The following is a 24,175-nucleotide window of genomic DNA, read 5'->3' as shown; positions in this document are numbered from 1 at the left end:
ATTAGAAAACACATACTAAAAGCCAATATCAGCCCAAATACTTATCGAGCGCCTTTTCGATTTCACCTTTGACCATACCCGCCATCGGCGTGAGCATAAGACCCAGCTTGACCGTGACGCGCACCTGATCTTCCCGCACCTCAATGCAACCATCAGCGCCGCTGCGTTTGAATTTGAGATCGTCACCTTCCCAGGTGCATTTTGCATCCAGCTTCTGCGCGAGCTTGTCGGCCAGTTTCTGGGCGCGCAATCGCGCCTCTTCCTTACCCATGTTGTGCTCGCGAGTGATGTCGATAGTTGCCATCGAAGATATCTCTTATTGGTATAGGGTTCCCTAGCATGCCGCAAAGCCGGTCCAGCGTCATCAAGGCTGTGCAACAGTCTGTACGCCTGAAAACCCCCGCTGGGGCCTAAAAAGTGGTTAGAATGAGGGCTGATTTGCCAGGCAGATGAGTCCATGACAGACGAGCACAAAACAGACCGCACCACGCACTTCGGCTACCAGACTGTCGACGAATCCGAGAAGGCGTCGCGGGTAGCTGACGTATTCCATTCCGTAGCTGCGCGCTACGACTTGATGAACGATCTGATGTCCGGTGGCGTTCACCGCCTGTGGAAGCGCTTTACCATAGAGCTCTCTGGTGTTCGGCCAGGAAATCGGGTGCTGGATATAGCAGGCGGCACCGGTGATCTCACTCGCAAGTTTTCCAAACTGGTGGGTACCGAGGGCGAAGTGGTCCTCGCCGATATCAACGAGTCCATGCTCAAGGTCGGCCGCGATCGGCTGCTGGATCAGGGCATTGCCCGCAACGTGCGCTTTGTCCAGGCTGATGCAGAGGCTCTGCCGTTTCCGGACAACCATTTTGACTGTATAACGATCGCTTTTGGACTGCGCAACGTGACCCACAAGGATCGCGCCATCGCATCCATGCTTCGTGTGCTCAAACCCGGTGGTCGCCTGCTGGTGCTTGAGTTTTCCAAACCCGGCAACAAGTTGCTGTCCAAGGCCTACGACCAGTACTCCTTCACGCTCCTGCCGTTGATGGGCAAGCTGGTAACCAACGACTCCGAAAGCTATCGCTATCTCGCAGAGTCAATTCGTATGCATCCCGACCAGGAAACGCTCAAGGCAATGATGGAAGAGGCTGGCTTTGCCCGAGTGACTTACCACAACATGACCGGTGGCGTGGTCGCGCTACATCGGGGAATCAAGCCCTGATGCTGACCCGCGCCATGCTGGCTGCCGCAAAGCTCAGCCTGAAACTCGCACTGGAGCGTGATTCGCTCACGGCTGGCCGGTTGGCTGCCCTGCAGGGCAAAACCATCCTGGTGCAGGCACGGGAGCCGCAGTGGCAGCTTTATCTGCAGCCGGGTATCGATGGCATAGGCTTGGCGACAAGCAGTGTGGCTGAGCCTGACTGCACCCTCAGCGCACCCAGCGGCCTGCTTGCCCGACTTCTGCTCAGCAATCAGCGCCAGCGGCTATTGCAGGACCCAGAGTTACAGCTTAGCGGTGACAGCCAGGTTCTGGTTGGCTTGCAGAACGCCATGGCCGATCTGCGCCTGGACGGCGAAGCAGAACTCGCACGCTGGTTGGGGCCCGTACCTGCACATGCCATTGCGCAAGTGGCGCGCGGGGGATGGGTCTGGGGCGGCGAAGCAAAGCAAAGCCTGAGTCGCAGCCTTGCCGAATACCTGACTGAAGAAAGCGGCCAACTTGTCGGCAACGCTGAAGCGCAAGTCTCCGCTGACCAGTTATATCAGTTGCGTCTGGATCTGGACCGCCTCGAAGCGCGAGTACAGCAGTTGAGCGACAATGACCCGGAAACCCCAGAAGCATGAATTCGATTGCCCTGCTGCGCCTCTTTCGCATCGCCCGTATATTCACGCGCTACCGTCTGGACCAACTGCTGTGGGCGGTTCCACTGCCGTGGTTCGCCCGCCTTCTGCTCCGCCTGCGTCTGGCCTGTGAGGACCTCGGACCGGTATTCGTCAAGTTCGGCCAGATCCTGTCGACCAGACGTGATCTGCTGGCAGACGATATTGCCCTTGAGCTCGCCCGCCTGCAGGACAAGGTTCCACCTTTCCCGGCTGCGCAAGCGCGTAAACGCATCGAGGAGCAACTGGGTCAGTCGATCGACTCGGTGTTCAGCACCTTCAGCGATGAACCCCTGGCATCTGCTTCCGTCGCACAGGTCCATGCGGCCCGCCTGCATGATGGCAGCGAAGTTGTAGTCAAGGTCATCCGCCCTGGGATCGGTCAAACCATTCACCAGGATATGCAGTGGCTTTTTCTGTCCGCCAAGCTGCTTCAAAGGGTATGGGTCGAAGGACGTCGTTTACGTCCGGTCGAAGTTGTCAGTGACTACCAGAACACCATATTCGACGAACTGGACCTGTATCGCGAGGCAGCTAACGCCTCCCAATTGAGGCGCAATTTCGAGGACTCGCCACTACTCTACATACCCAAGATCTACTGGGACTGGAGCCGTCACAAGGTGCTGGTGATGGAGCGCATCAATGGTCTGGCGGTAACCGACATGGCCAGCCTGATGGACCAGCGTACCGATATGAAGAAGCTCGCCGAGCGAGGGGTCGAGATATTCTTTACCCAGGTGTTCCGTGACAGCTTCTTCCATGCCGATATGCACCCGGGCAATATTTTTGTCTCACGCAGTCATCCCTGGGATCCGCAATATCTGGCGGTGGACTTTGGCATTGTTGGTAGCCTGACGCCGGAAGATCAGAATTACCTGGCACGCAACCTGATGGCTTTTTTCAAACGCGATTACCGGCAGGTGGCACAGTTGCACATCGACTCCGGTTGGGTGCCTGCCGAGACCCGGGTAAACGAATTTGAAGCCGCCATTCGAAGCGTATGCGAGCCCATTTTCGAGCGCCCACTGAAAGATATCTCGTTTGGTCAGCTGCTGTTGCGCCTCTTCCAGACCGCGCGACGTTTCAATATGGAAGTTCAGCCACAGTTGGTTCTGCTGCAAAAGACACTGCTCAATATCGAGGGCCTGGGGCGGCAACTCTATCCCGACCTGGACCTGTGGAGCACCGGCCAACCTTATCTGGAACGCTGGATGCGTGAGCGTGCAATGCCTGCTCAGCAACTACGCCACTGGCAGCAACAGCTCGATCAGGTCCCGGCACTGCTACATAGCGCCAGGCATGCGCTGAATAATCTGCCCGAGCGCCAGCCACAGGTGGTGGTCCCTAAAGGTAATACCGGTTTGCGCCTGGCTGGCCTGCTACTGGTATTACTGGGAGCCAGCCAATTGGGTGGCGATCCAGCCTTGTGGAGCGAAGCAGCGCCCACCAACTGGCTGTTACTGGCCCTTGGCGGCTGGCTGGTGCTGGGCCGCGGTTAACTTACTTACCACTGGCGCAACCTGACCCTTAACTGGCACACTTCTGCGCATGACTGACATGATTGCAAATACCGACTGGCTTGATACCGTTAAGTGGGGCTCAGACGGCCTGATCCCCGCTATCGCACAGGACATCCACACCCAGCGGGTGTTGATGGTTGCCTGGATGAATCGCGAGGCATTACAGCTCACAGCCTCTGAGGGCCGCGGCATTTACTGGTCGCGCTCACGACAGAAACTCTGGCGCAAGGGCGAAGAATCAGGCCACGTTCAGGTTCTGCACGAGCTACGGCTTGACTGCGATGCTGACGTCATCATCCTGATGGTCGAGCAGATTGGCGGCATGGCCTGCCACACCGGAAGGGAAAGTTGTTTCTACCGCGTGCTGCGCAATAATGAGTGGCAAACAGCGGATCCGGTTCTCAAGGACCCTGACGAGATTTATGAGCACAAACATGAATGACACCCTCAGCCGCCTTGCCGATGTGCTGGAACAGCGCAAGCAGGCCAGCAGCGAGCAATCCTACGTCGCCAGTCTACATGCCAAGGGTCTGAACAAGATTCTCGAGAAGGTGGGAGAGGAATGTACTGAAACGCTACTCGCCGCCAAGGATTGCGAACACCGCGGGGACAAGTCCGAAGTGATCGGTGAAACTGCCGACCTCTGGTTTCACAGCATGGTCATGCTCAGCCACCTGGGGCTGGGACCAGACGATGTTCTCAAAGAACTGGAGCGACGCTTCGATCTGTCCGGTCTGACCGAAAAGGCATCTCGCCAAACGAAATAGGGCATAGCCCTGGAGGTTTAAAATGGGTTTTGGGGGCATAAGCATCTGGCAACTTGCGATCGTTCTGGTGATCGTTATTCTGCTCTTTGGTACCAAGCGTTTGAAGGGTGTAGGCAGCGACCTGGGCGAAGCTATCAAAGGGTTCCGCAAATCGGTCAATACCGAAGAGGATGATCAAAAGCCCTCTGTGCAAAACAAGACCAGTGGCGAAACTCTTGACGCCGAGGCCGAACCCAAAAAGCAGGAAACACGGTCGGGAGACTGATCGTCCATGTTCGACGTCGGATTCTTCGAATTACTGCTCATTGGCATTATTGCCTTGCTGGTACTCGGCCCTGAGCGGTTGCCTGGCGCTGTACGCATGGTGGGCCTGACCATCGGCCGGATCAAACGGGGCTTTGCGGACGTAAAGTCCCAAGTGGAGCGTGAGATCGGGGCTGATGAAATACGTCAGCAATTGCACAATGAGCGCGTGATGAGCAACCTGGAAAAACAGGCCAAGGAGACAAGCACGCCCGCCTCGAACGTCAAATCCAAGCGTCATCCGGCTGTCACGGAAAAAGAGCAAACTGCTTCTCCAGTTGAGCCTCCGGGCCAGAACACCGAACAAAATGAAGCAGACGCCAGTGCCGCCACCCAGCAAAACTCCCGCAATGACGGATAAACGTACGCCCAGTCAACTGGCCGAAGACATGCCCCTGGTCGCGCATCTCACCGAGCTGCGTTCGCGACTGCTGCGTATCGTTGTCATATGGCTGGTAATCTTCGCCGGTCTGTTTTATTTCGCCAACGACCTGTACACCTTCATCTCGGAGCCATTGCGGGTATTCCTGCCGGAAGGCACCAGCATGATCGCCACCGATGTGGCATCGCCTTTTCTTACGCCCTTCAAGCTGGCGCTGGTGAGTGCGCTTTTTCTGGCCATGCCGTTCATTCTTCACCAGTTCTGGAGCTTCATAGCCCCGGGTCTCTACAAACACGAAAAGCGTCTGGCAATACCCCTGCTCGCCTCGAGCATAGTGCTCTTTTACTCGGGTATGGCCTTCGCATACTTCGTCGTATTCCCCCTGGTATTCGGCTTTTTCACCAGCACGGCTCCTGCAGGCGTGGCGGTGATGACTGATATCAACAAGTACCTGGATTTTGTGCTGACGCTATTCATGGCGTTCGGGCTGTCCTTCGAGATTCCAATCGCAACTATCCTGCTGGTTCTGGCAGGCGTCGTCGATGTGGCTAAATTGAAGGAGATTCGGCCTTACGTTGTCGTCGGTTGCTTTGTTATCGGCATGGTGTTGACGCCACCCGACGTGATCTCCCAGGCGCTGCTAGCCATTCCGATGTGGCTGCTTTACGAGCTGGGCATCCTGTTCAGCATGCTGATCAAGAAACGCAAGCAGGCCGAACAGGCCCCGGAAGACCAGCCCGAAGCATGAATCTGGTTCTTGTACAGCAAAGCGACTTTCTTTCCGGTGACCGTATCCTGTTGCGCGATCATCGTTTGCGGCAGATACGAGAGGTGCTTCAGGCCCAAGACGGCGACACTGTCCGGGTCGGTCGTCTCGGTGGGCTGATGGGTGAAGGTCGAATACTGCGCCTGGATGAAGAGAGCACCGAGCTGCAAGTAAACTTCGATCAGCCACCCCCAGCCAAGCTTCCCCTGACCCTGCTACTGGCCATGCCACGCCCCAAGATGTTTCGGCGCATTCTTCAACACTGTGCGACCCTGGGTGTGGCCGATATCGTTCTGCTCAACAGCTATCGAGTGGAAAAAAGCTTCTGGCAGACTCCCTTTCTGCAAGCCGAGCACATCCAGCAGAACCTGATACTGGGTCTTGAGCAGGCGCGCGACACCGTGCTGCCCAGCGTGCGCATCGAAAAACGTTTCAAGCCCTTCGTCGAGGATCAGCTCCCGGCCATCGTCGAGGGCTCTCTGGGGCTGGTCGCGCATCCGGGCAACTACCCCATCTGCCCCCATCAGCTCACCCAGCGAGTGACCCTGGCCATCGGGCCGGAGGGCGGATGGATTCCCTACGAGGTGGATAAACTGGTCGAGGCCGGCATGCAACCCGTGCAGCTTGGTGAGCGCATCCTGCGTGTCGAAACGGCCGTTACGGCACTGATCAGTCGCCTTTTCTGAACGATCATCACCCATTTGGGTGCATAGTACTTTGCCCGCTTCAAATATAGTCTTTGTCCCTGTTAACGACTGTTTGCTTTCATGTCTCACCGCATAAGGTGTGACAGGGCAGGAGCCGACTTTGAAGTCAATGTAAAGGACAAGAATAATGAAAGCCTTGATCGAGATCCCCCGTTTGCACACCACCCTTAGCACCCTTGCTGCGGCTCTACTGGCAGTATCCCTGACCGGCTGCCTGTCCAGCGGTGGCGGCGGCTCGGATCCGACTGCCACACCTCCAGCCGCCACTACTACCGAAGGTGAAGTTCAAGGCGTAGTGATCAACGGCATGCGGGTCTTCCGGGGTATTCCCTACGCAGCTGCTCCCGTCGGCGAACTGCGTTTTGCCAGCACTCGCCCCCCCGCGCAACGCAACACAACGCTCGAGCTGAGTGACGAGTTTGGTGCCATGTGTCCACAAACCAATATTTCAACAAGGCAGATACAGGGTGAAGAAGACTGCCTGTTCCTGAACGTGTACGCACCGGCCGAGGGTGAAGATCTTCCAGTCATGGTCTGGATCCATGGTGGCGCGTTCGTATTCGGCAACGGCGGTGGAGAGTACGACCCGCAGCGACTCGTTGAGAAGGACGTCATTGTCGTCACGCTGAACTATCGGCTGGGCAACCTGGGCTTTCTCGCCCATCCCTCCCTCGACGATGACGCCGGCAACTTCGCACTGATGGACCAGCAAGAGGCCCTGCGCTGGGTCAAAAAGAACATTGCCGAATTCGGTGGCGACCCGGCCAACGTGACGCTGTTTGGTGAGTCCGCTGGCGGCCACAGCGTAATGAGCCACATCGTCTCTCCCCGCGCACAAACTGAGTCACTGTTCCAGCGGGCGATTGTCCAAAGCGGCTCCTATGCCCCCTTCCAGCAGCCCAAAGTGGTAGCTCAAGGCCAGGGGCGTGCCATAGCAGCAGGCCTGGGATGCACCGATCCTGCGACCCTGGTTAGCTGCCTGCGCTCGGCCAGTGTGCCGGCCCTGCTTGCCCTGCAGGGTTCCCAGGGTATTCCTGCTGTAGATCCAGACACCAATCTGCTCCCCCTTTCAATCATGGATGCACTGGCCAGCGGCAAATTCAATACCAGCCTGGATGTGATGATTGGTAGCAACCAGAACGAGGGAACCCTGTTTGTTGCCCTCGATGAGCTCACCTCAGGCTCGTCCCTCGAAACCCAGGGTGAAGCAGAATACCGCCGCCGTGTTACAGCATTTTTTGCGCCCTACCAGGCATTGGTACCCTATGACTCCGAGCAAATTGCGGACGATTATCTGGAGCTTTACAAGGACACGGCAACGCCCTTTTCGTTGGCCCTTTCAGCGATCTGGACCGAATTCATGTTTGCCTGCAACAGCAGCCTGCATGCGGGTACTTTCGCCGGCGCCAGCATGAATACCTTCCAGTACTGGTTCCGGGACGAGGACGCACCTTACACCCTGGTCCCGCCAACGGCTGTTTCCTTTGAGTTGGGTGCAACCCATGCCGGAGAGATCCCCTATGTGCTCTACCCCGAAACAGTGATGCAGGATCGCTATACCGGAGACCAGGCAGATGTAGATACCCTGGCGTCAGAGATGGTCGACTACTGGACCACCTTTGCCAAAAATGGAGATCCGAATACCGCCGACGGCGTCGCAGCAGCCTGGCCGCAGGTAGCCGCCGGACAATTGATGCAACTCGACCTGCCCAATAGCCAGGCCGTAACCAGCCCTGCTTTCCTCGGCTTCCACCGCTGCGGTTACTGGGCAGCCCCGCCGCTGAATCTGGCTGCACGTCCCTAGTCAACAAGAGCAACATGTAGCAGTGGAACCAACGCCGGCTGATGCCGGCGTTGTCATAAGTGTATAGCTGACATCAAGCCTGACTGGGTAGCTGAGCGTCCTTGGCCCAACCAATGCCTGCCTCAACCCGCACATCGCGTGCGCCCACCCCTTCGCCGCACTCAGAGCAGACAGTGACCGGGTGCATCACCTTGCCGCAGCCCTTGTGCACATGCAGCACCGGAGCCCCCCGCTCATCGGCCATATGCCGGTCGCCCCAGGACACGAGCGCGAGTATGGTCGGATGCAAATCCAGCCCCTTCTCCGTCAGGCGATACTCTTCACGCAAAGGCCGTTGCTGGTAGGCCACCTTGGTCAACACACCGTGCTCCACAAGCTTTTTCAGCCGTCCCGCCAATAAGTGTCGGGTAATTCCCAGGCGTCGCTCGAATTCATCAAAGCGGCGGACCCCGAGAAAACAATCGCGCAGGACAAGCAGTGTCCACTTGTCGCCGATCACCGCAAGTGTTCGCGCCAGCGAGCAAGGCTGCTGATCCAGTTCTTCCCATCGCATGGTCTATCCTCGAAAACATCAGAGCTCCAGAGTAGCTTGACAGGTTCCAAAAAGAAACCGACTATGGAGTCAGTTCCAAAAAAGAACCATAAGAGGAAAGACTCATGACAGGATCACCTGTTGTTGTGGTAATCGGTGCCGGCGACGCAACGGGCGGCGCCGTTGCCAAGCGCTTCGCCCGCGAGGGATACACCCTGTGCGTGACCCGCCGAAACGCTGACCAACTGGATCCGTTGGTAACGGAAATCCGTGCCGCGGGAGGTACCGCCTATCCCTTCGGCTGCGATGCTCGGGTCGAGGAACAGATGGTCGAATTGTTCGAGCGTATCGAGCGCGATATCGGCCAGGTCGAGGTAGTGATCTTCAACATTGGCGCCAATGTACGCTTTTCGATTACCGATACCACCGAACGGGTATACCGCAAGGTCTGGGAAATGGCTGCGTTGGCAGGCTTTCTCACCGGCAGGGAAGCGGCCAAGGTGATGCTTCCGCGCGGTCGAGGTACTATCATATTTACCGGGGCTACCGCGTCGCTACGCGGATCAAGCGGATTTGCGGCCTTTGCCAGCGCCAAGTTTGCGTTACGCGCACTGGCTCAGAGCATGGCTCGGGAACTGAGCCCCAAGGGAATCCACGTTGCCCATCCGATCATTGACGGGGCTATCGACACCGCTTTCATACGCGATACCTTTCCAGAACGCTATGCACTAAAGGAGCAGGACGGCATTCTCAATCCGGAACATATCGCCGAACAGTATTGGCAGCTGCATCGCCAGCCTCGCGACGCCTGGACCCACGAGCTGGATCTGCGCCCGTGGATGGAAACCTTTTGAGCACCCCTGAACAAGAGATAAGCACATGAGCAAACAGATCGAGTTTTTCTTCGATGTCGGCAGCCCGGCCAGCTATCTGGCCTGGACACAACTTCCAGCATTGGCAGAGCGTCACGACGCGACTATCGTATACCGGCCGATGTTACTGGGCGGCGTATTTCAGGCTACAGGTAACCAGTCTCCCGCCAATATCGAAGCCAAGGGCGCCTATACCCGCGGTGACTTTCAGCGCTTCGCACAGCGCTACGGTGTAACGCTTAACCACAACCCCTTTTTCCCGATCAACACCCTGCAGCTGATGCGCGGGGCAGAAGCTCTGCGCGAGACAGATCAGTTGCAACCCTATCTGACAGCAGTATTCACAGCGATGTGGGTAGACGAGCAGGATATGGGGCAGCCAGAGGTGGTGGGCAAGGTCCTGGCAGCGGCAGATTTTGATCCTTCCGCATTGGGGGAGCGCCTCAGCGATCCAGAGGTGAAGCAGGGGCTCAAAGAAACGACCGAGGAGGCAGTGCGACGCGGCGTTTTTGGTGCCCCAACGATTTTTATCGACGACGAGATGTTTTTTGGGCAGGACCGATTGGACTTCGTCGAGGAAAAACTCCGTTCCGGCAGCTAGACCTCCAGGAGAAAAGTAACCGGACCGTCGTTAACCAGGTGCACCTGCATGTCCGCACCGAAACGGCCGCTGGCGACAACCGAATGCTGTGTCCGTGCCCTCTCAAGCAGATAATCGAAGAGCGCAGCCGCCTGCTCAGGGGGCGCAGCAGTGGAAAATCCCGGCCGCCGACCCTTGCGGGTATCTGCGGCTAGGGTGAACTGCGAGACAAGCAGCAGCCCTCCGTCGATATCCCGCAGCGACAGATTCATGCGGCCTTGTGGGTCATTGAATACCCGGTAATCCAGCAATCTTTTGAGCATCTTGTCGGCGGAGGCCTGGCTATCCTCGGGCTCGACACCTACCAGTACCAGCAATCCCTGCGCGATTGCCCCTACGACCTCGTCAGCCACCTCGACTCGGGCGCTGCTGACTCTCTGCAATAAAACTTTCACCCGTTACTCGACCCGCGGCGGAAGACCCAGCAGTTGCCGTGACAGCGTCTCACTGGCTCTGACCAGTGCGTCAGCAATGCCTGTTTCCGAGGCTGCGTGACCGGCGTCACGGATAATCTGTAATTCGCTGGCAGGCCACTTGTGATGCAGGCTGTGAGCGTTGTCCAACGGGCAGACCATGTCGTATCGGCCATGCACGATGATGCCGGGAATATGGGCTATACGATGCATGTTATCCAGCAGCTGATCAGGTGCCAGGAAAGCATGATTAACGAAGTAATGGCATTCGATCCGCGCGATCGCGTAGGCGCGCCGGGCATCGCTGAAACGATCCACCACCTTTGGGCTGGGTCGCAGCGTTGCGCAACGGCCCTCCCACAACGACCAGGCCTTGGCGGCATGCATCCGACAAATCTCGTCATCCCCGGTCAGGCGCCGGTAGTAAGCCGAAACCATGTCACCGCGCTCGGCCTCGGGAATCATCGACAGGTAATCCTCCCAGTAATCCGGAAAGACATGACTCGCGCCCCTCTGATAGAACCACTGAATATCCTGATCGCGGCACAGGAAAATACCCCGCAGGATCATGCCCATTACCCGCTCCGGATGGGCCTGAGCGTAGGCCAGCGCCAGCGTCGAGCCCCAGGAGCCACCAAACAGCACCCACTTGTCGATGCCCAGATGCTCACGCAGTACCTCAAGGTCCTCGATCAGATGCTGCGTGGTGTTGTTTTCCAGGCTGGCGTGTGGCGTCGAACGCCCAGAGCCCCGCTGATCATAGGTAATGATCCGATAGACAGAGGGATCAAAAAAGCGCCGACTCAGGCTGTCGCACCCGGCACCGGGCCCCCCATGAATAAAGACTACGGGCAGCCCTTCGGCGTGCTGTCCGCTCTCATCCGCATACAGCACATGGGGCGCCTGTACTGCTAGTTCGTGACGGGCGTAGGGCTTTATCTCGGGGTACAACAGCTGCATGGCAAAGGCTCCTGGCCTGAATGACAGCCCCGCGGGGCCAATTCCTTGGGGACAGACGCCAGCAAGGTAAGCCGACGTATTTCCCCTACAACATTACTGCCCGGCGGACATTCTGTCATCCGGCTCAGACACCAAATGGTTTCACGCCAATCAACATGCCATGAAGCCACAGAGCGAAAGCGACCCAGAGTGCCAGGCCAACGACGACCGTGATCGCGTCCCGACTGATCTGCCCCTTCGGATAACGTACTCCGGCCATGCGGTCGCGCTTACGCGAGACAATGTAGAGCGGTACTGCCCAGGCAAGAAATCCACCAAACAGCAACAGATCCGCCAGCATGCCATTAGCCAACAGGTGGGCGACCGCCCAGAATTTGACCGCTAACAACATCGGGTGCCCGACCCGGGCCTTGATATGAGTGTGGGGAATATAAGTGGCGACCAGCAGAATAAAGGCAGGGATGGTCAGCAAAGCAGCCAGGTGACGGGTCCAGACCGGTGGAACCCATAACAGAACAGGGTCCAATCGGGCCTGACCATAGCCCCAGATGATCATGATAAGGCCAATCAAGGCAGCAACCGAGTAAAGCCCCTTCCAGAGCCCCAACCCCTTTTTGTCGATTGTTGTCGCGCGCCACTGCGGAGCAAACATTCGCAGGGAATGCACCCCGAGAAATACCAGCAGACCTATTACCAGAACCAGCATCGTCGTATCCTTTTTATCATTGAACCGCTAACCATCGGCAGATGGCGACCACTATAGCCGTCGCGACTGGCCAGTGCATCTGCTCAACTGTGTATTCAGAAACTTGAACCCGGCTGCTTGAGAAACTCCAGCTCCGCCAGGGTTGATGGACGCCCCAGAACTGCGTTGCGGTGGGGGTAACGACCAAACCGCTCGATGATCTCCTGATGCTTGAGTTCGAACCGTAAGTTGTCCTCCAGGCCTACCTGCTGGAACAGCGGCACAGCCTGTTGGTGTATCACTGCGGACTCGCTGTGCATGTAAGGCATGTACAGGAATCGCCGCCTGTTGATATCCAGAAGAATGTCAGCTCCGCACCGAACTGCTTCCTGGGCCAGCACCAGCGACATCATATCCGTGGCGAAGGCCCGGGGCGTGTTGCGCCAGATATTGCGCGAAAACTGGTCGAGCAGAATGATTTCCGCAAGGCGCCACTCGGGGGTGTCGCGCCAAGCGACCAACTCGCCGCGGGCAGCCCGCGCATGCTCCGCGCCGAAGCGTGCGGCCACCACACGATCGAGCTCGGGACTCACCCTCCACCATTGTGAAGGATCAAGTTCATCGAACCAGAAGGTAATGATATCGTCATATGCCATCATTAATTCCTTGTCAGCCCCATTTGGAGACTCGTGCCCAGACTTTACCGTCGCCAGAAGACCACCCTCATCGCCTGCAGCATAACGCTGTTGTTCGTATTGGGCTGGCTATCGCCCATTACCATTGCCGAGCTATGGGAATGGGGTTCCCGCGTTTCGGGTCACCCGTTGGCCATGCTGGGCGTCGTTATACTGATGGCCGCGCTGATGACGTTCGGCCTGCCCGGCAGCCTTTGCTTCTGGATAATAGCCCCATTTCAGCCGCTTCTGTTGAGCGTTTGCATGTTGCTGGCAGGGAGCGTTGGTGGAGCACTGGGAGCCTATCGCGTGGGGATGGGCCTGGGCAGTGCCTGGCATATTGGCGACATTTCAGGCCAGTTAATACAGCTACTCACCAGGCGTAGCGATCTATTAACCCAGTGCGCATTGAGAATAATGCCCGGCGTGCCCCATGCACTCATCAACCTCGCCGCAGGCATATTGGGCCTGCGCCTGGTGACTTTTGTGAGTGCCGCGATCATCGGCTTGAGCATCAAATGGACCGTATATTCACATGCGGTACACGGCATGGTGTCGGCTACACAGGCCAATGAAGCATTGGAGTTCAGAGCTGTTCTACCGCTCGTCATACTGGGCGTGTTGCTGGTGATGGGTAGCATTGCGAAACGTTACTGGTTCAAAACACACGCCCAGCCCCAAAGATCAGGTCAAGAACCACCTGACACGAAGGGATAATCCGTATCCGGGCGATGAGTTTCAAGCCAGATAGAGGGTCCACAGCATTACGGCTAGAAAAAGGGGGAAGGAGTTGTTTTTCGCAGCCCCTTTTTCAGACCAATAGATGAACATGATTGGTCATCAGGCACCATGCATAGAGTTTGACGCCAAATTGCACTTTCAGCTCTCTGATGTCCGTCAGGTAGCGCTGAAAATCATCGGCGCAAGCAAACACAACCTGACGATCATGGCCTCTCTGTACGATATAGTGCGGGTAGTTCGACAGTACCATGCGACCCATCCTGGGCATCTACAAGCTCCTAAAAAAATCTATTCCCTTTATTTTTATTTCATTATTTCACCTTTGGTTTCGATAACCATGGTGGATACCAATGCGTCACCGAGGCGCCGATTGTTGAGCAGCACAAATAGAATCTCGACTGGCAGTAAAACCATCAAGACCAAGTTACGCAGCGCCGACTGCCACCATTTGCAATTCTGATAAGTCACGGTACCAATAACGGCAATACCCAGAATGCGCTTGCCTATACTCTGTCCATTAGGCAGAGAATCCTTAAGCAGGAAGTAGGCAAGTGCAACCCAATGCGCGTAGCTTGATAGTACAAATGCATGGGACCCCATAATTAGCCCAGCTGCATAGGGGATAAGCCTGGCTACCAACAAGCAGATCAAGATATCAAGCAAGTAAGCGCTGAAGCGCCTCGCGTGCCTTGGTGCAGGCAATGACTTTTCCATAGCCTCAATCCTCCGTGACAATCAAAACCGGCACAAATAGCCGCTTATTTTTCAAAACTGCTGATAGCTGACAGGTAGCGCTGAAAGTCGTCCTCGCAAGCAGTCACCACCTGGCGGTTATGCCCTCGCTGCACAATGGGATGTGGGTAGTTAGGCAATACCACTCGCCCCATCCTGGGCATCTACACCCTCCTTAAAATAAATCGGTCCCCGTTTTCCTGCCCTGGAGTCGGCCTAGATGCCGACTGGGTCTTAAAGGAATGACCTGCAATCACCCGCGAGCACGAGCTACCTGCATCGCACGCTGAGCGACCAGAACGAGTACAACACCCGACACTATTACTACCGGAAACAATACTTGGTCGTTTTGCATTCCAAATATCAAGAGTAAGTAATTCAACAAGATACCCACCAGCAAAGCCCAGCCTAGCCAAATGCGCAGGACTGACGCCGCAAAAAGGGGCAGCACCGCGATCAGGACGCCGTGTAACAAACTTGTAGCGGCCAACTCAAAATACATCTTGAACAGCCCAGGACTCTCGATCATTCGCGCAAGATTCAATAGGACGCTCTCGTAATACCAACGGATAAGAGCGGTCGACACTATCGACGCGAGCAAGAGCGGGAGCCCGACTTTTCCTGCGCGGAAGACTAGCTGCGTGCTGAGCAACTTTCTTAGCTCTTCCTTCATAGCGCACTCCTTACGATTGAGTCCTGGGTAAAAAATAAAAGGGGACGGATTTTTCCAGCTTTCGGACGACCCGGGCTCAGAAAGTAAATCTGTCCCCTTTTTTCGCCTTTGCAGTCGGACATCAACTGCGCAGCATTGTTGGGTCAGAAGAGCAGGGGATCTAGGAGAAAAAGCCATAACCGTTAAGTGGCTCACAATAATGACTTTATTTCACTTTGTTTGGGTGAGATTCATTTTTTAATCTGAGATGTAATTGACTTTCGGTCCGGATCTACAAACCAGATATCTGGTCCACAGCAATCGTGATCAACGCCCTCCACAATCCGGACCGAAACGCCCGGCAAAGCCCGGGCGGCAGGCAAAAAAGCCTCCGGAGGGACTTCACGATCATGCTCACCAAAATACAAACGACGCTGCACATTTTTTCTCCAAGTGTGCTGGCGTGCCGGGTTGAGGGAGGCAAATAACGGTGTATAACGATGCATCGCAGCCCACAGGTCAATATCCACGGGCGTCGCGACGGCAATAACCTGATCAACTGAAACCACTCGCTCAGCCAGCAATAGAGCCAATACCCCTCCCCCTGAATGCCCTACCACTGTCAGCGAAGTAATCTGCGGCCGTAGACGCAACCAGCTTTCAAGCCCTGTAGCCATGCTTTGCACCACAAGCTCCGAGTAGCGACCATAGGTCCACAGTAGAGCGTCGCAGGATTGATCTGCTACCGAGGTGAAATAACAGGGGCGACCCAGGTAGAGCGTCGGCCCCGGAACCTTATCCATCCATCCCAACACCAGAAGACGCTTGGGGGTTGGATCTTCGGAAATAATCCTGCCGCCTGATCGCCAGGGCCGACCATCGCCCTCGATGAAAACATGAGCGTGTGACCCCGGCGTTACGCGCTCATAAGCATGCAAGGTGAACGGACCGCCGGCGATTGCGAGATTATCCAGCCCCGATTCACGCGCCCAGGCGTCAGGACGTTCAGATGTCGAGGCACAACTGGTCAGCAGCGCGATGCTGGAGATAAGTGCAAAAAGGGCTGGTCGCAAAACGACCAGCCCTTTGACCGCGCGCTTACTCACACGCACGGCAAATCTGTTGCACTGCAGTCAGGGTCAGAAATTCTGACGGAAGCGTACTTCAATTGAATATTCATCGTAGCGGTCATGTCCTACCAGGGTTTCTCCGCGCAAAGCGATGCTGCGATCCTGATCCATCGCCTTGGTCAGCCCCAGGCCCACACGTCCATAATTGGCGCTCTGTGAAGGCGTACGGCTGTCGAACACATTACCCGGGGCGCTGACAAAGGATGAGGCCACTGAAGTGCCTGAGTTTTCAAACTCGTGCTCCCATGCCAAGCGCAAGTCACCGGTAACGCTATCACTTAGCTGATAGGCTGCAGTAAAGCCCAGTTCCGAGACCAGAGAGTCGAAGTTGCTGTGCCCAACTCGCAGCGCGGCTGCCCCCCCTTTCTCGGTAAAGCCATCCACGGATACATTCGTGTAATGCAGGTAGGCAAAAGGTTCGAGCATCAGTGTATTCATCGGATAGGACTTGATTACCCCAGCGGACAGATTCCAGATATCACCTTTGGTATTGCCCTCAACCATGCCGAAACCGGTATCGCGATCCGTATCGAAGTTCGCGCGGCTGAAACCCAGGTTGCCTTCCAGATAAAAATCCTGACCCAGCTCGTGGGAAGCATAGGCCGTTATGCCGTAGGTATCTGCCTCGGTACCACCACGAACACCTGAAAAGTCCGAATCAGAGGCGGCGTACGCGATAGCCGCACCAACCTGCGTTGCATCGCTGATGAATTTATCAACACCGGCCACAAACGTGTAGGTGGTCGAGTCAAAACCGTTAGCCACTGCAGTGCTTTCATAATCGCCGCGAGTATAGATACCGCGGATAAAATAACCCACATCACCCCGGTCCGCCGAGGCAGCCCCGCCGCGGGCATACTGCAATTGCTCGGTCATGTCGGCAGACAAGGCAATGTTGCCATTGGAGTAATCCATCACATCGATATCGGTCGTGGCCATACCGCTGCGGCGCAAATCTGCCAGTCGACCGAGAACCACTCTGCGCACATTGCGCGCATTGGAAACAGCCGTCTGCAGCATTTGACTGACCTGGTACTGGCTCAATTGACGATACTGCTGGGGATCATTGATCTGCTGTCCGATCTGCTGCAGTTGGGTGTTGCTCGAACCAGCGATCGCAGAACATATCTGGGCAGCTATTCCGGTGGCTGCATTGCAGTCGATGCCCACAACCGGCACCTGACCCACCGCAATGTCCGCCACCAGCTTGGCCAGCTCGCCACTGAGCGCTGCCAGAGCAGCCGCGTCGGTGTAGACGCTGCGCAACCCGTCAATATCCATGGCAGTTCCGCCGCTAGCCAGCGCCAGCTCGGTGTAATCTGTTTCTGTTGTACCGTCGGCAGACGCCAAAACATATCCCTGTACCTTGGTAATAACGCCAGAGCTGTCTTTAACATAGGCAAAACCGGTATCAGGATCGCTACCAACCACAGCAATAGCCGTATTACCCGCTTTATCAGTGAAGCGTTGGCTTACAACCGCATGGACCACTGTCTTGTACTGTGCCAGTTGGCCTTGAATGTAGCTCTTGTCGATCTCGGTCATACCTGTGGGCAGGTTGTTCAGATCCAGATCAAAGGAGTCATTGTCACGATCCTCGTCCGTGATCAACATGATCGACGAGCCTGCGGTGGGACGGAACTGAAAGTATCGGTACAGATAGTCAATGGCCCGGTATCCATCCTCCGTCCCACCACTAGTCCTCAGCTCAGGGGTGATCGCATCAAACTCGGCGGAGGTACCCCAAAGCGGACTGATCCCACTGTTGAGATTGAAGTGGCGATACAACGCTCTACCGGTTTCGCGACCGGCTTCATTGGTGGTTGCTGATTGACCGCTGCTGGCGCCAAAACCCACCAGTCCGAACTGGTTGAGGGTAACGTTCTGGTCATTGAGCAGGCTATCGAGGTTTTTTACATAGGTGCCGATGAACGCATTGTGCTCACCTGACATGGAGCCTGATTCATCAATCGCAACAACCATGTCCAGCGATGATGCGGCATGCAGCGTGGTACTTGCGACAACGGTACTGATAAGAGTAGCGAGTAGGGTCGGCTTGGGGAAAGTCATGGGTTGTGCTCCGTTGCTTCTGATCCGGAGCCTGAAGAGGTTCCGGAATCGTTCCTTTTCCGAAAGACCTTCAACAACAACTGACTACTTCCTACTGCCAGTGACGTCATGTCGGTAGTGCTTCCTGAATACTGTGGCGCTGCGATCTACGTCTGCATGCGGCGGAGTCTGTGCGTCCTGACAGAGCACCGAAAACCGTCTAATACGAGGTATTGATCTTAAGCTGCCAGCATTTTAGCGCCCTGTTGCATTGTTTCAACGCCCGTACGAAATCAATCCTGAAATTGTGACTTCGCGCACATTCTTACTCGCTTTTCTGATACAAACGCAATTCGCCTAACTACGGCCGAGACGCTACCTTGAGCACTATCAACCCAGGAGATAACCGATGATCAAAGCCAGTGTGATGTACCCCAACAACCCCAATGCCCGGTTCGACATGACGTACTATCTGAATACGCATATGCCAATGGTCACCGGCGCGCTCGGCGCGGCGTGCCTGAAAGCGGAGATAGAAAAAGGCGTGGCGGGCGGGACACCCGGTGCAGAGGCGCCCTTCGTGGCCATTGCCAATCTGTATTTCGACAGTCTGGAAAGCTTTCAGCAGGCCTTTGCGCCCAACGCGAAGAAGTTTGCCGAAGACATTCCCAACTACACTGACATCAATGCGCAAGTGCAGATCAGCGAGATTCAAGGCTGAACCGGTTGCGCCACTAGGCAGACCGGAGCTTAGAACCCCCAAGACAACCGGCAACATCGCCGGCCCCACAGGAGAAAAACAGATATGACCGATCCTACCTACACGCCGCCACGGGTCTGGACCTGGGACGCTGAAAGCGGCGGCAGGTTCGCCAGTATCAACCGTCCTGTTGCCGGCCCTACCCACGACAAGGAATTGCCCGTCGGCAAGCACCCGCTGCAACTGTACTCACTTGCCACACCCAACGGCGTAAAAGTCACCATCATGCTCGAGGAGCTGCTGGCGAAGGGCTTCGAAGGCGCCGAGTATGACGCCCACCTGATCAGAATTACCGAAGGGGATCAGTTCGGCAGCGGTTTTGTCAGCGTCAATCCGAACTCGAAAATTCCAGCTCTTCTCGACTGCAGTAGCGATCCGGCTATTCGCGTATTCGAGTCGGGCGCGATTCTGATGTACCTGGCCGAGAAGTTCGGCGCCTTCTTGCCGACCGATCCGGCTGGGCGTGCAGAATGCCTGTCCTGGCTTTTCTGGCAAATGGGCAGTGCGCCGATGCTGGGAGGCGGCTTCGGTCATTTCTATGCCTATGCACCGGAAAAATATGAATACCCGATCAATCGTTATGCGATGGAAGTCAAACGCCAGCTAGACGTCCTTGATCGTCAATTGGCTAGCAACGAATACATCGCCGGCGACCAGTACAGTATTGCCGACATGGCCATTTGGCCCTGGTATGGCGCGCTCGTAGACAACAAGGTGTACGAGGCCGCCGAGTTTCTGCAGACCCACACCTACACCAACGTCGTGCGCTGGACCAAACAACTGGAAGAGCGCAGCGCCGTACAGCGCGGGCGTATGGTCAATCGCGCCTGGGGTGAGCCAAGCGAGCAACTGCGTGAACGGCACGACGCAAGCGATTTTCAAACGCGCACCCAGGACAAGCTCGAACGCGATAGTAACCAGTAGCACCGCACGTCGCAGGCTGCACTCCTCCGGAGCGCATGACAGTCCGGGCGAGCACCGCTACAATGCGCGCCAGACTGACGTACCCAGACGACCCTCGGGCTGACACCCACTGGTCGCTCTGGCCCTCTGCCGGAGACACCGGCCAGGACCTACCATGATCCGTATCAACGAACTGCAACTGCCCCTCGATCATCCGCCAGAAGCCCTGCGAGAGGCCATTCTTGCGCGGCTCAAGATAATGGATACCGACCTGATTGATTTCACTGTATTCAAGCGCAGCTACGATGCGCGCAAGAAGAACAGTGAAATCACCTTCGTTTACATCATTGATGCCCAGGTGCGCGGGGAAGCAAAGGTACTGGCGCGATTCGCCCAGGACCGCAATGTCCGATCAGCGCCGGATACCAATTACTACCCGGTAGCAACGGCGCCAGCTGACATGAACGAACGCCCACTGGTGATCGGGTTTGGGCCGTGCGGTCTGTTTGCTGCGCTGAGTCTGGCGCAGATGGGCTTCAAACCCATTGTGCTGGAACGCGGCAAGGATGTTCGCACGCGTACCAAGGACACCTGGGCCCTGTGGCGCAACAAGGTGTTGAACCCCGAGTCCAATGTGCAATTCGGCGAGGGCGGCGCAGGACTGTTTTCCGATGGCAAGTTATACAGCCAGATAAAGGATCCCAAGTTCTACGGCCGCAAGGTGATGCACGAGTTTGTCCGAGCCGGTGCCCCGGCGGAAATCATGTACGTCAGCAAGCCACATATCGGTACCTTCAGACTGACCGGTGTGGTCTCGACCATGCGTGAGGAAATTCGCGCGCTGGGCGGAGAGGTGCGCTTCGAGAGTCGCGTTACGGACTTTCTGACTGAAGACGGCCGCATTGAGGGCGTTACCCTGGCCAGCGGCGAGCAACTGCGCAGCCGCTATGTTGTGCTTGCGTTGGGGCATAGTGCCAGGGACACCTTTCGTAGTCTGCATGCGGCAGACATCTATATCGAAGCCAAACCCTTCGCAGTCGGTTTCAGAATCGAGCATCCGCAATCGCTGGTCGACAAGGCGCGCCTGGGCAAATACGCGGGCCACCCAGAACTCGGTGCGGCTGATTACAAGCTGGTCTACCACGCAAAAAACGGCCGAGCGGTCTACAGCTTTTGTATGTGCCCCGGAGGGACTGTGGTTGCGGCCACCTCCGAACCCAATCGGGTCGTCACCAACGGCATGAGCCAGTATTCGCGTAACGAACGCAATGCCAATGCCGGCATCGTTGTCGGGATTACCCCGGAAGCAGACTTTCCCGGAGGTCCCCTGGCGGGGGTCGATTTACAGGAAAAACTGGAATCCCATGCATTCAAGCTCGGCGGCCATGACTACTGTGCGCCTGGGCAGTTGGTCGGCGATTTCATTCGCGGTCAGGCATCCACTGCATTTGGTGAGGTAGAACCCTCCTACAAGCCTGGCGTGCTACTGGGTGACCTCGCTTCGGCTTTACCTAACTATGTGATCGAAGCCGTGCGCGAGGCCCTTCCCGCTTTCGGCAAGCAGATTCGCGGATTTGATCGGCACGATGCGATTCTTACGGGCATCGAAACCCGGACATCCTCACCGATACGCATCAAGCGCGACAATCTGTCTTTGCAAAGTATCAACACTCGTGGGCTTTATCCCGCAGGCGAGGGGGCGGGCTATGCGGGGGGTATTCTCTCGGCCGGGGTCGATGGCATCAAGGTGGCGGAAGCCGTCGCGCTGGCCATGCTGGCGGATAAGGCATCTTCTGCGGACTGATCAGCTGATCAGCGTCTTGCGAGGAAGAAAGCGAAAATACCTGCCAGGGCCGACTCACCCTGGCAGGCAATGCATTGAAGCCTTAACCGGCACTTCTCTGAATGGCTTCGCCACCTTGCTCGATGTCTTCGCCAGCGCCTTCCAGGGTGTTGCAGCCAGCCACACCAAACAGCAAAGCCAGGCACAGCAGAATCGATTTCATTTCCAGGCTCATAACAAACTCCTTATCCAACGCTTCAAAAAGTGAAGCAAGTATCGCCGCGGCAATGCCACTGCGCCTCTTGCCGGAACCCCCACCACGCCACAGATTGGCGCGGGGATTTGGTTCCGGTGAATAATTAGAGCATGCTTGGTCAATTCGGTTCCCCGCATCTATCTCGCGGCAAATTCCCTGTTTTCAATCGGGTATCTAGGGCTCTATTCGCTCTCTTACGAATCGCGCAAAGCGAGGCAAACCGTTTGAAGTTAGCCCATTGAAGCGATAAGTGACCCAGCTGCCCACGGGCGGTGGCTGCTGTCTGTCCTCATCGCTCAGCCCACTGCCCAGACGAAAGCGCCTGCCGTCTTTGCTTTGCACCTCCAATGCGCCCACCATCCCGACATATTTTCCTCGGCCCTGGGTATAACCTGTCACTTGTGCTTCGGCGTCCTCATGCAACTTGTATTTGAGTAGATGCTGACTGCGTCCCTCCAAATACAGTGCATCCTGATGATGCAGCATCAATCCTTCCCCACCCGCCGCAACCAGCTTGTCCAGGCGTCTGTCGAGTTCTTCTATGGAGTCGACCCTGAATTGTCTGATCGGTTGCAGCCACGGAATGCTGTACGCGGTTATGCGGCGCATCGCACGCACTCTCTGGCTGAAAGACTCACTGCGCCCGGGCAGATCAAAAACCATAAAATTGACCTCCTGCCAATCGCCCTCATCCGGTTCGGCAGTGCGCACAATGGCGCTGACCTGATCAAAATGTTCACGGGCGATCCACAGCTCACCATCCATGGCCATCTCAGGCCAACCTCGAGTAAACCAGACAGGGGTGTTGATCCGATATCCACCGCGAGTCCACAGGGCCCTCCCATCCCAGTGCCCCCGGACACCATCAAGCTTTTCACTGACCCAGTACTCGGTAACAGGTGCGTCGCCGGGATAGACGCTAGCCAGCATGGGTTGGTGAGCCGGACCCGACGCAATGGCGACAGGAGTGCCAATCGCAACAACGCAATAAAAACACAACAGAATAATGTGACGCATGGTGACATCCTTTTCACTGGCAGGGCGACAAACCAGGCATGCAGCAGCTTCCTCGCCCTCGAGATCTGGCAGATAAGCCTTTGTGCAATGTTGCGATACTGCTCAGTCACTGCCAATCGGAAAACCAGAGAGTTGCCAACCAATACCGCAAAGAGAAAACCCGCCGATATCGGCGGGTTGTTAAGTACATGCGCTTGCACCAAGCCCTGAACTAATGGCTCAGGGAATAGCTCTGACCATGCGACTATTGGCCACATCCAGTGCCTTGATAACGCCCTCCCGGTAAAAATCAGGATTAGCCCGGACTGATATTTCTTTGCTCGTAGCGCTACCGCCGCTCAATACTCCGACGGCTGAGCTGAAGACGTTGGCTGCTTTTGTTGCCATCGAAGTGGTATCAAGGTTCTCCCCGTAGGCACCGCCAACGGCTACCGGGTCGACCAGACTGACGCTGCCACCTTTACTGAAGGTACCACCCTGATCGACTGCAAACTCGATCGCAGAACCGGATAGAACCTGGATTCCCTGTCCCAGACTCATTTCCGCAGTAAGAGTCTGTTTACGATCATCGCTGAGGTAATCAATACGGTGGTCAGTTTCTGAGCCAAAATAGACAAAGTGCACCTTGTAGTGGGCGCGCACAATTGCCTTGCCGCTCTGCTCTGCGGCTAACCCGTAATTGTATGGCAACAGATTGTTCATGCCGGTGCTGAGCAGCGACATCCCGCTGGGCGAGAACGTGATATTTCTTTCGCTGTCGGCACCAATCAACGTCTGCATCACTTTCTGCGAAGTGGTTTCACCGTTGGCGACGTCGAAGGGTGGGTTTGGACTTGGTGTAGTGCCCAGCTTGCGCCAGGCATCGAGTTTCTGGAGACCGGCAGGGTCGAGTATGGTGTAACCCTTCGCCCTTAGCTCGGCCTGAAAGTCCGCAAAAGCCTGATCAGTAATCGACTGCATGATATCTTGGGGAACACCAGTCAGTTTGGCTCGCAACGTGACCTTGGCGTAATCAGTAGCTTCAGCCCCCCGCATCATCGGACTGCGTGCAGTGGCCGAGCTTTTGTCCTGGGTCAAGAAGGTGACCCTGAAGTCGCCGATATAGACTTCCTTGTTGGAGGACAGTGTCTCTGGCTTGTCGATTTTGACCTTGGATCCCGCTCCCGGACCACCCCCGCCAGTAGCGCACCCTGTCAGAACCAGTGCAAGTGAAACAACAAGCGCTGATGCATATTTCATTTCTGTCTCC

Annotated in this window: 29 protein-coding genes and 2 pseudogenes; 16 read left to right on the top strand and 15 right to left on the bottom strand. The window is 56.3% G+C overall.

The window, feature by feature from the left end:
* Positions 1–28 precede the first annotated feature (28 nt).
* Positions 29–304, bottom strand: a complete 276-nt coding sequence (locus AAC076_RS07900) for a polyhydroxyalkanoic acid system family protein (RefSeq protein ID WP_339844168.1) — start codon at positions 302–304, stop codon at positions 29–31.
* A 153-nt stretch (positions 305–457) separates the two neighbouring features.
* Between AAC076_RS07900 and ubiE the strand changes: the two genes are divergently transcribed.
* The 10 genes from ubiE (at position 458) to AAC076_RS07850 (ending at position 8,127) form a co-directional block, all read left to right on the top strand.
* Entirely contained in the window at positions 458–1,219 is a 762-nt protein-coding gene (gene ubiE / locus AAC076_RS07895; RefSeq protein ID WP_339844167.1) for a bifunctional demethylmenaquinone methyltransferase/2-methoxy-6-polyprenyl-1,4-benzoquinol methylase UbiE, read from the top strand.
* Entirely contained in the window at positions 1,219–1,842 is a 624-nt protein-coding gene (locus tag AAC076_RS07890; RefSeq protein ID WP_339844166.1) for an SCP2 sterol-binding domain-containing protein, read from the top strand. The genes ubiE and AAC076_RS07890 overlap by 1 nt, the downstream gene beginning before the upstream one ends.
* Positions 1,839–3,377: a ubiquinone biosynthesis regulatory protein kinase UbiB gene (gene ubiB, locus AAC076_RS07885; RefSeq protein WP_339844164.1), complete on the top strand. Its 1,539-nt coding sequence runs from the start codon at positions 1,839–1,841 to the stop codon at positions 3,375–3,377. The genes AAC076_RS07890 and ubiB overlap by 4 nt, the downstream gene beginning before the upstream one ends.
* Positions 3,378–3,435: 58 nt before the next feature.
* Entirely contained in the window at positions 3,436–3,840 is a 405-nt protein-coding gene (gene hisI, locus AAC076_RS07880) for a phosphoribosyl-AMP cyclohydrolase (protein WP_339844233.1), read from the top strand.
* Positions 3,833–4,165 carry a phosphoribosyl-ATP diphosphatase gene (locus AAC076_RS07875; protein ID WP_339844163.1) on the top strand — a complete coding sequence of 111 codons (333 nt, stop codon included), beginning with the start codon at positions 3,833–3,835 and terminating at the stop codon, positions 4,163–4,165. Before hisI ends, AAC076_RS07875 begins: the two co-directional genes overlap by 8 nt.
* A 22-nt stretch (positions 4,166–4,187) precedes the next feature.
* Positions 4,188–4,430, top strand: a complete 243-nt coding sequence (tatA, locus tag AAC076_RS07870; RefSeq protein ID WP_339844161.1) for a twin-arginine translocase TatA/TatE family subunit — start codon at positions 4,188–4,190, stop codon at positions 4,428–4,430.
* 6 nt (positions 4,431–4,436) lie between these two features.
* Complete coding sequence (gene tatB, locus AAC076_RS07865) at positions 4,437–4,829, top strand: Sec-independent protein translocase protein TatB (protein WP_339844160.1); 393 nt, start codon at positions 4,437–4,439, stop codon at positions 4,827–4,829.
* The gene (gene tatC / locus AAC076_RS07860; protein ID WP_339844159.1) at positions 4,819–5,598 is read left to right on the top strand and encodes a twin-arginine translocase subunit TatC; all 780 of its coding nucleotides are present in this window, start codon (positions 4,819–4,821) and stop codon (positions 5,596–5,598) included. The genes tatB and tatC overlap by 11 nt, the downstream gene beginning before the upstream one ends.
* Positions 5,595–6,302 (top strand): 16S rRNA (uracil(1498)-N(3))-methyltransferase, encoded by a 708-nt coding sequence (locus AAC076_RS07855; protein WP_339844158.1) that lies wholly within the window; start codon positions 5,595–5,597, stop codon positions 6,300–6,302. Before tatC ends, AAC076_RS07855 begins: the two co-directional genes overlap by 4 nt.
* Before the next feature lie 148 nt (positions 6,303–6,450).
* Positions 6,451–8,127, top strand: a complete 1,677-nt coding sequence (locus tag AAC076_RS07850; protein WP_339844155.1) for a carboxylesterase family protein — start codon at positions 6,451–6,453, stop codon at positions 8,125–8,127.
* A gap of 73 nt (positions 8,128–8,200) precedes the next feature.
* Here the strand turns inward: AAC076_RS07850 and AAC076_RS07845 are convergent, their stop codons facing one another.
* A complete protein-coding gene (locus tag AAC076_RS07845; protein WP_339844153.1) occupies positions 8,201–8,680 on the bottom strand; it encodes a helix-turn-helix domain-containing protein in 480 nt (159 codons plus the stop codon).
* 104 nt (positions 8,681–8,784) lie between these two features.
* Between AAC076_RS07845 and AAC076_RS07840 the strand changes: the two genes are divergently transcribed.
* Together AAC076_RS07840 and AAC076_RS07835 are read left to right on the top strand one after the other, a co-directional pair.
* Positions 8,785–9,513: an SDR family oxidoreductase gene (locus tag AAC076_RS07840; RefSeq protein ID WP_339844151.1), complete on the top strand. Its 729-nt coding sequence runs from the start codon at positions 8,785–8,787 to the stop codon at positions 9,511–9,513.
* Between the two features lie 25 nt (positions 9,514–9,538).
* Entirely contained in the window at positions 9,539–10,132 is a 594-nt protein-coding gene (locus AAC076_RS07835) for a 2-hydroxychromene-2-carboxylate isomerase (RefSeq protein ID WP_339844149.1), read from the top strand.
* Here AAC076_RS07835 and dtd read toward each other — a convergent pair.
* From dtd to AAC076_RS07815, 4 genes are all read right to left on the bottom strand, one after another.
* Entirely contained in the window at positions 10,129–10,566 is a 438-nt protein-coding gene (gene dtd, locus AAC076_RS07830) for a D-aminoacyl-tRNA deacylase (protein ID WP_339844147.1), read from the bottom strand. The two genes, AAC076_RS07835 and dtd, sit on opposite strands and share 4 nt — an antisense overlap.
* A 3-nt stretch (positions 10,567–10,569) precedes the next feature.
* Entirely contained in the window at positions 10,570–11,544 is a 975-nt protein-coding gene (gene pip, locus AAC076_RS07825; protein WP_339844145.1) for a prolyl aminopeptidase, read from the bottom strand.
* A gap of 124 nt (positions 11,545–11,668) precedes the next feature.
* On the bottom strand, positions 11,669–12,250 hold the full coding sequence (locus AAC076_RS07820) for an NnrU family protein (protein ID WP_339844142.1): 582 nt from the start codon (positions 12,248–12,250) through the stop codon (positions 11,669–11,671).
* Positions 12,251–12,345: 95 nt separating this feature from the next.
* Complete coding sequence (locus tag AAC076_RS07815) at positions 12,346–12,885, bottom strand: DUF924 family protein (protein ID WP_339844139.1); 540 nt, start codon at positions 12,883–12,885, stop codon at positions 12,346–12,348.
* Positions 12,886–12,918: 33 nt separating this feature from the next.
* Here AAC076_RS07815 and AAC076_RS07810 point away from each other — a divergent pair, with 33 nt between their 5' ends.
* On the top strand, positions 12,919–13,620 hold the full coding sequence (locus tag AAC076_RS07810; protein WP_339844138.1) for a VTT domain-containing protein: 702 nt from the start codon (positions 12,919–12,921) through the stop codon (positions 13,618–13,620).
* A gap of 97 nt (positions 13,621–13,717) precedes the next feature.
* Here AAC076_RS07810 and AAC076_RS07805 read toward each other — a convergent pair.
* From AAC076_RS07805 to AAC076_RS07780, 6 genes and pseudogenes are all read right to left on the bottom strand, one after another.
* Positions 13,718–13,912 (bottom strand): annotated as a pseudogene (locus AAC076_RS07805) (transposase); the annotation flags it as partial.
* Positions 13,913–13,947: 35 nt separating this feature from the next.
* Entirely contained in the window at positions 13,948–14,358 is a 411-nt protein-coding gene (locus tag AAC076_RS07800) for an RDD family protein (protein ID WP_339844136.1), read from the bottom strand.
* A 62-nt stretch (positions 14,359–14,420) separates the two neighbouring features.
* Positions 14,421–14,540: pseudogene (locus tag AAC076_RS07795) on the bottom strand (transposase); the annotation flags it as partial.
* 89 nt (positions 14,541–14,629) lie between these two features.
* Complete coding sequence (locus AAC076_RS07790) at positions 14,630–15,049, bottom strand: hypothetical protein (RefSeq protein WP_339844135.1); 420 nt, start codon at positions 15,047–15,049, stop codon at positions 14,630–14,632.
* Positions 15,050–15,279: 230 nt separating this feature from the next.
* Complete coding sequence (locus AAC076_RS07785; RefSeq protein ID WP_339844133.1) at positions 15,280–16,140, bottom strand: hypothetical protein; 861 nt, start codon at positions 16,138–16,140, stop codon at positions 15,280–15,282.
* Between the two features lie 27 nt (positions 16,141–16,167).
* Positions 16,168–18,228, bottom strand: coding sequence for an autotransporter domain-containing protein (locus tag AAC076_RS07780; protein WP_339844131.1), 2,061 nt, complete (start codon positions 18,226–18,228; stop codon positions 16,168–16,170).
* Between the two features lie 388 nt (positions 18,229–18,616).
* On the opposite strand from AAC076_RS07780, the gene AAC076_RS07775 reads away from it, so the two are divergent.
* The 3 genes from AAC076_RS07775 to AAC076_RS07765 all read left to right on the top strand — a co-directional run bounded on the left by AAC076_RS07775 (position 18,617) and on the right by AAC076_RS07765 (position 21,674).
* Positions 18,617–18,928 (top strand): EthD family reductase, encoded by a 312-nt coding sequence (locus AAC076_RS07775; protein ID WP_339844130.1) that lies wholly within the window; start codon positions 18,617–18,619, stop codon positions 18,926–18,928.
* 84 nt (positions 18,929–19,012) lie between these two features.
* Positions 19,013–19,891, top strand: a complete 879-nt coding sequence (gene yghU / locus AAC076_RS07770) for a glutathione-dependent disulfide-bond oxidoreductase (RefSeq protein WP_339844129.1) — start codon at positions 19,013–19,015, stop codon at positions 19,889–19,891.
* 154 nt (positions 19,892–20,045) lie between these two features.
* Positions 20,046–21,674, top strand: coding sequence for an NAD(P)/FAD-dependent oxidoreductase (locus tag AAC076_RS07765; RefSeq protein ID WP_339844128.1), 1,629 nt, complete (start codon positions 20,046–20,048; stop codon positions 21,672–21,674).
* 82 nt (positions 21,675–21,756) lie between these two features.
* Here the strand turns inward: AAC076_RS07765 and AAC076_RS07760 are convergent, their stop codons facing one another.
* The 3 genes from AAC076_RS07760 to AAC076_RS07750 form a co-directional block, all read right to left on the bottom strand.
* A complete protein-coding gene (locus AAC076_RS07760; protein WP_339844127.1) occupies positions 21,757–21,888 on the bottom strand; it encodes an entericidin A/B family lipoprotein in 132 nt (43 codons plus the stop codon).
* A gap of 195 nt (positions 21,889–22,083) precedes the next feature.
* Entirely contained in the window at positions 22,084–22,926 is an 843-nt protein-coding gene (locus tag AAC076_RS07755) for a DNA ligase (protein WP_339844125.1), read from the bottom strand.
* 219 nt (positions 22,927–23,145) lie between these two features.
* Complete coding sequence (locus AAC076_RS07750; protein WP_339844124.1) at positions 23,146–24,165, bottom strand: hypothetical protein; 1,020 nt, start codon at positions 24,163–24,165, stop codon at positions 23,146–23,148.
* Positions 24,166–24,175 lie beyond the last annotated feature (10 nt).

The sequence above is a fragment of the uncultured Halopseudomonas sp. genome (assembly GCF_963977355.1).
In the GTDB taxonomy this organism is placed as follows: domain Bacteria; phylum Pseudomonadota; class Gammaproteobacteria; order Pseudomonadales; family Pseudomonadaceae; genus Halopseudomonas.
This window is presented reverse-complemented; position numbering and strand designations above follow the sequence as displayed.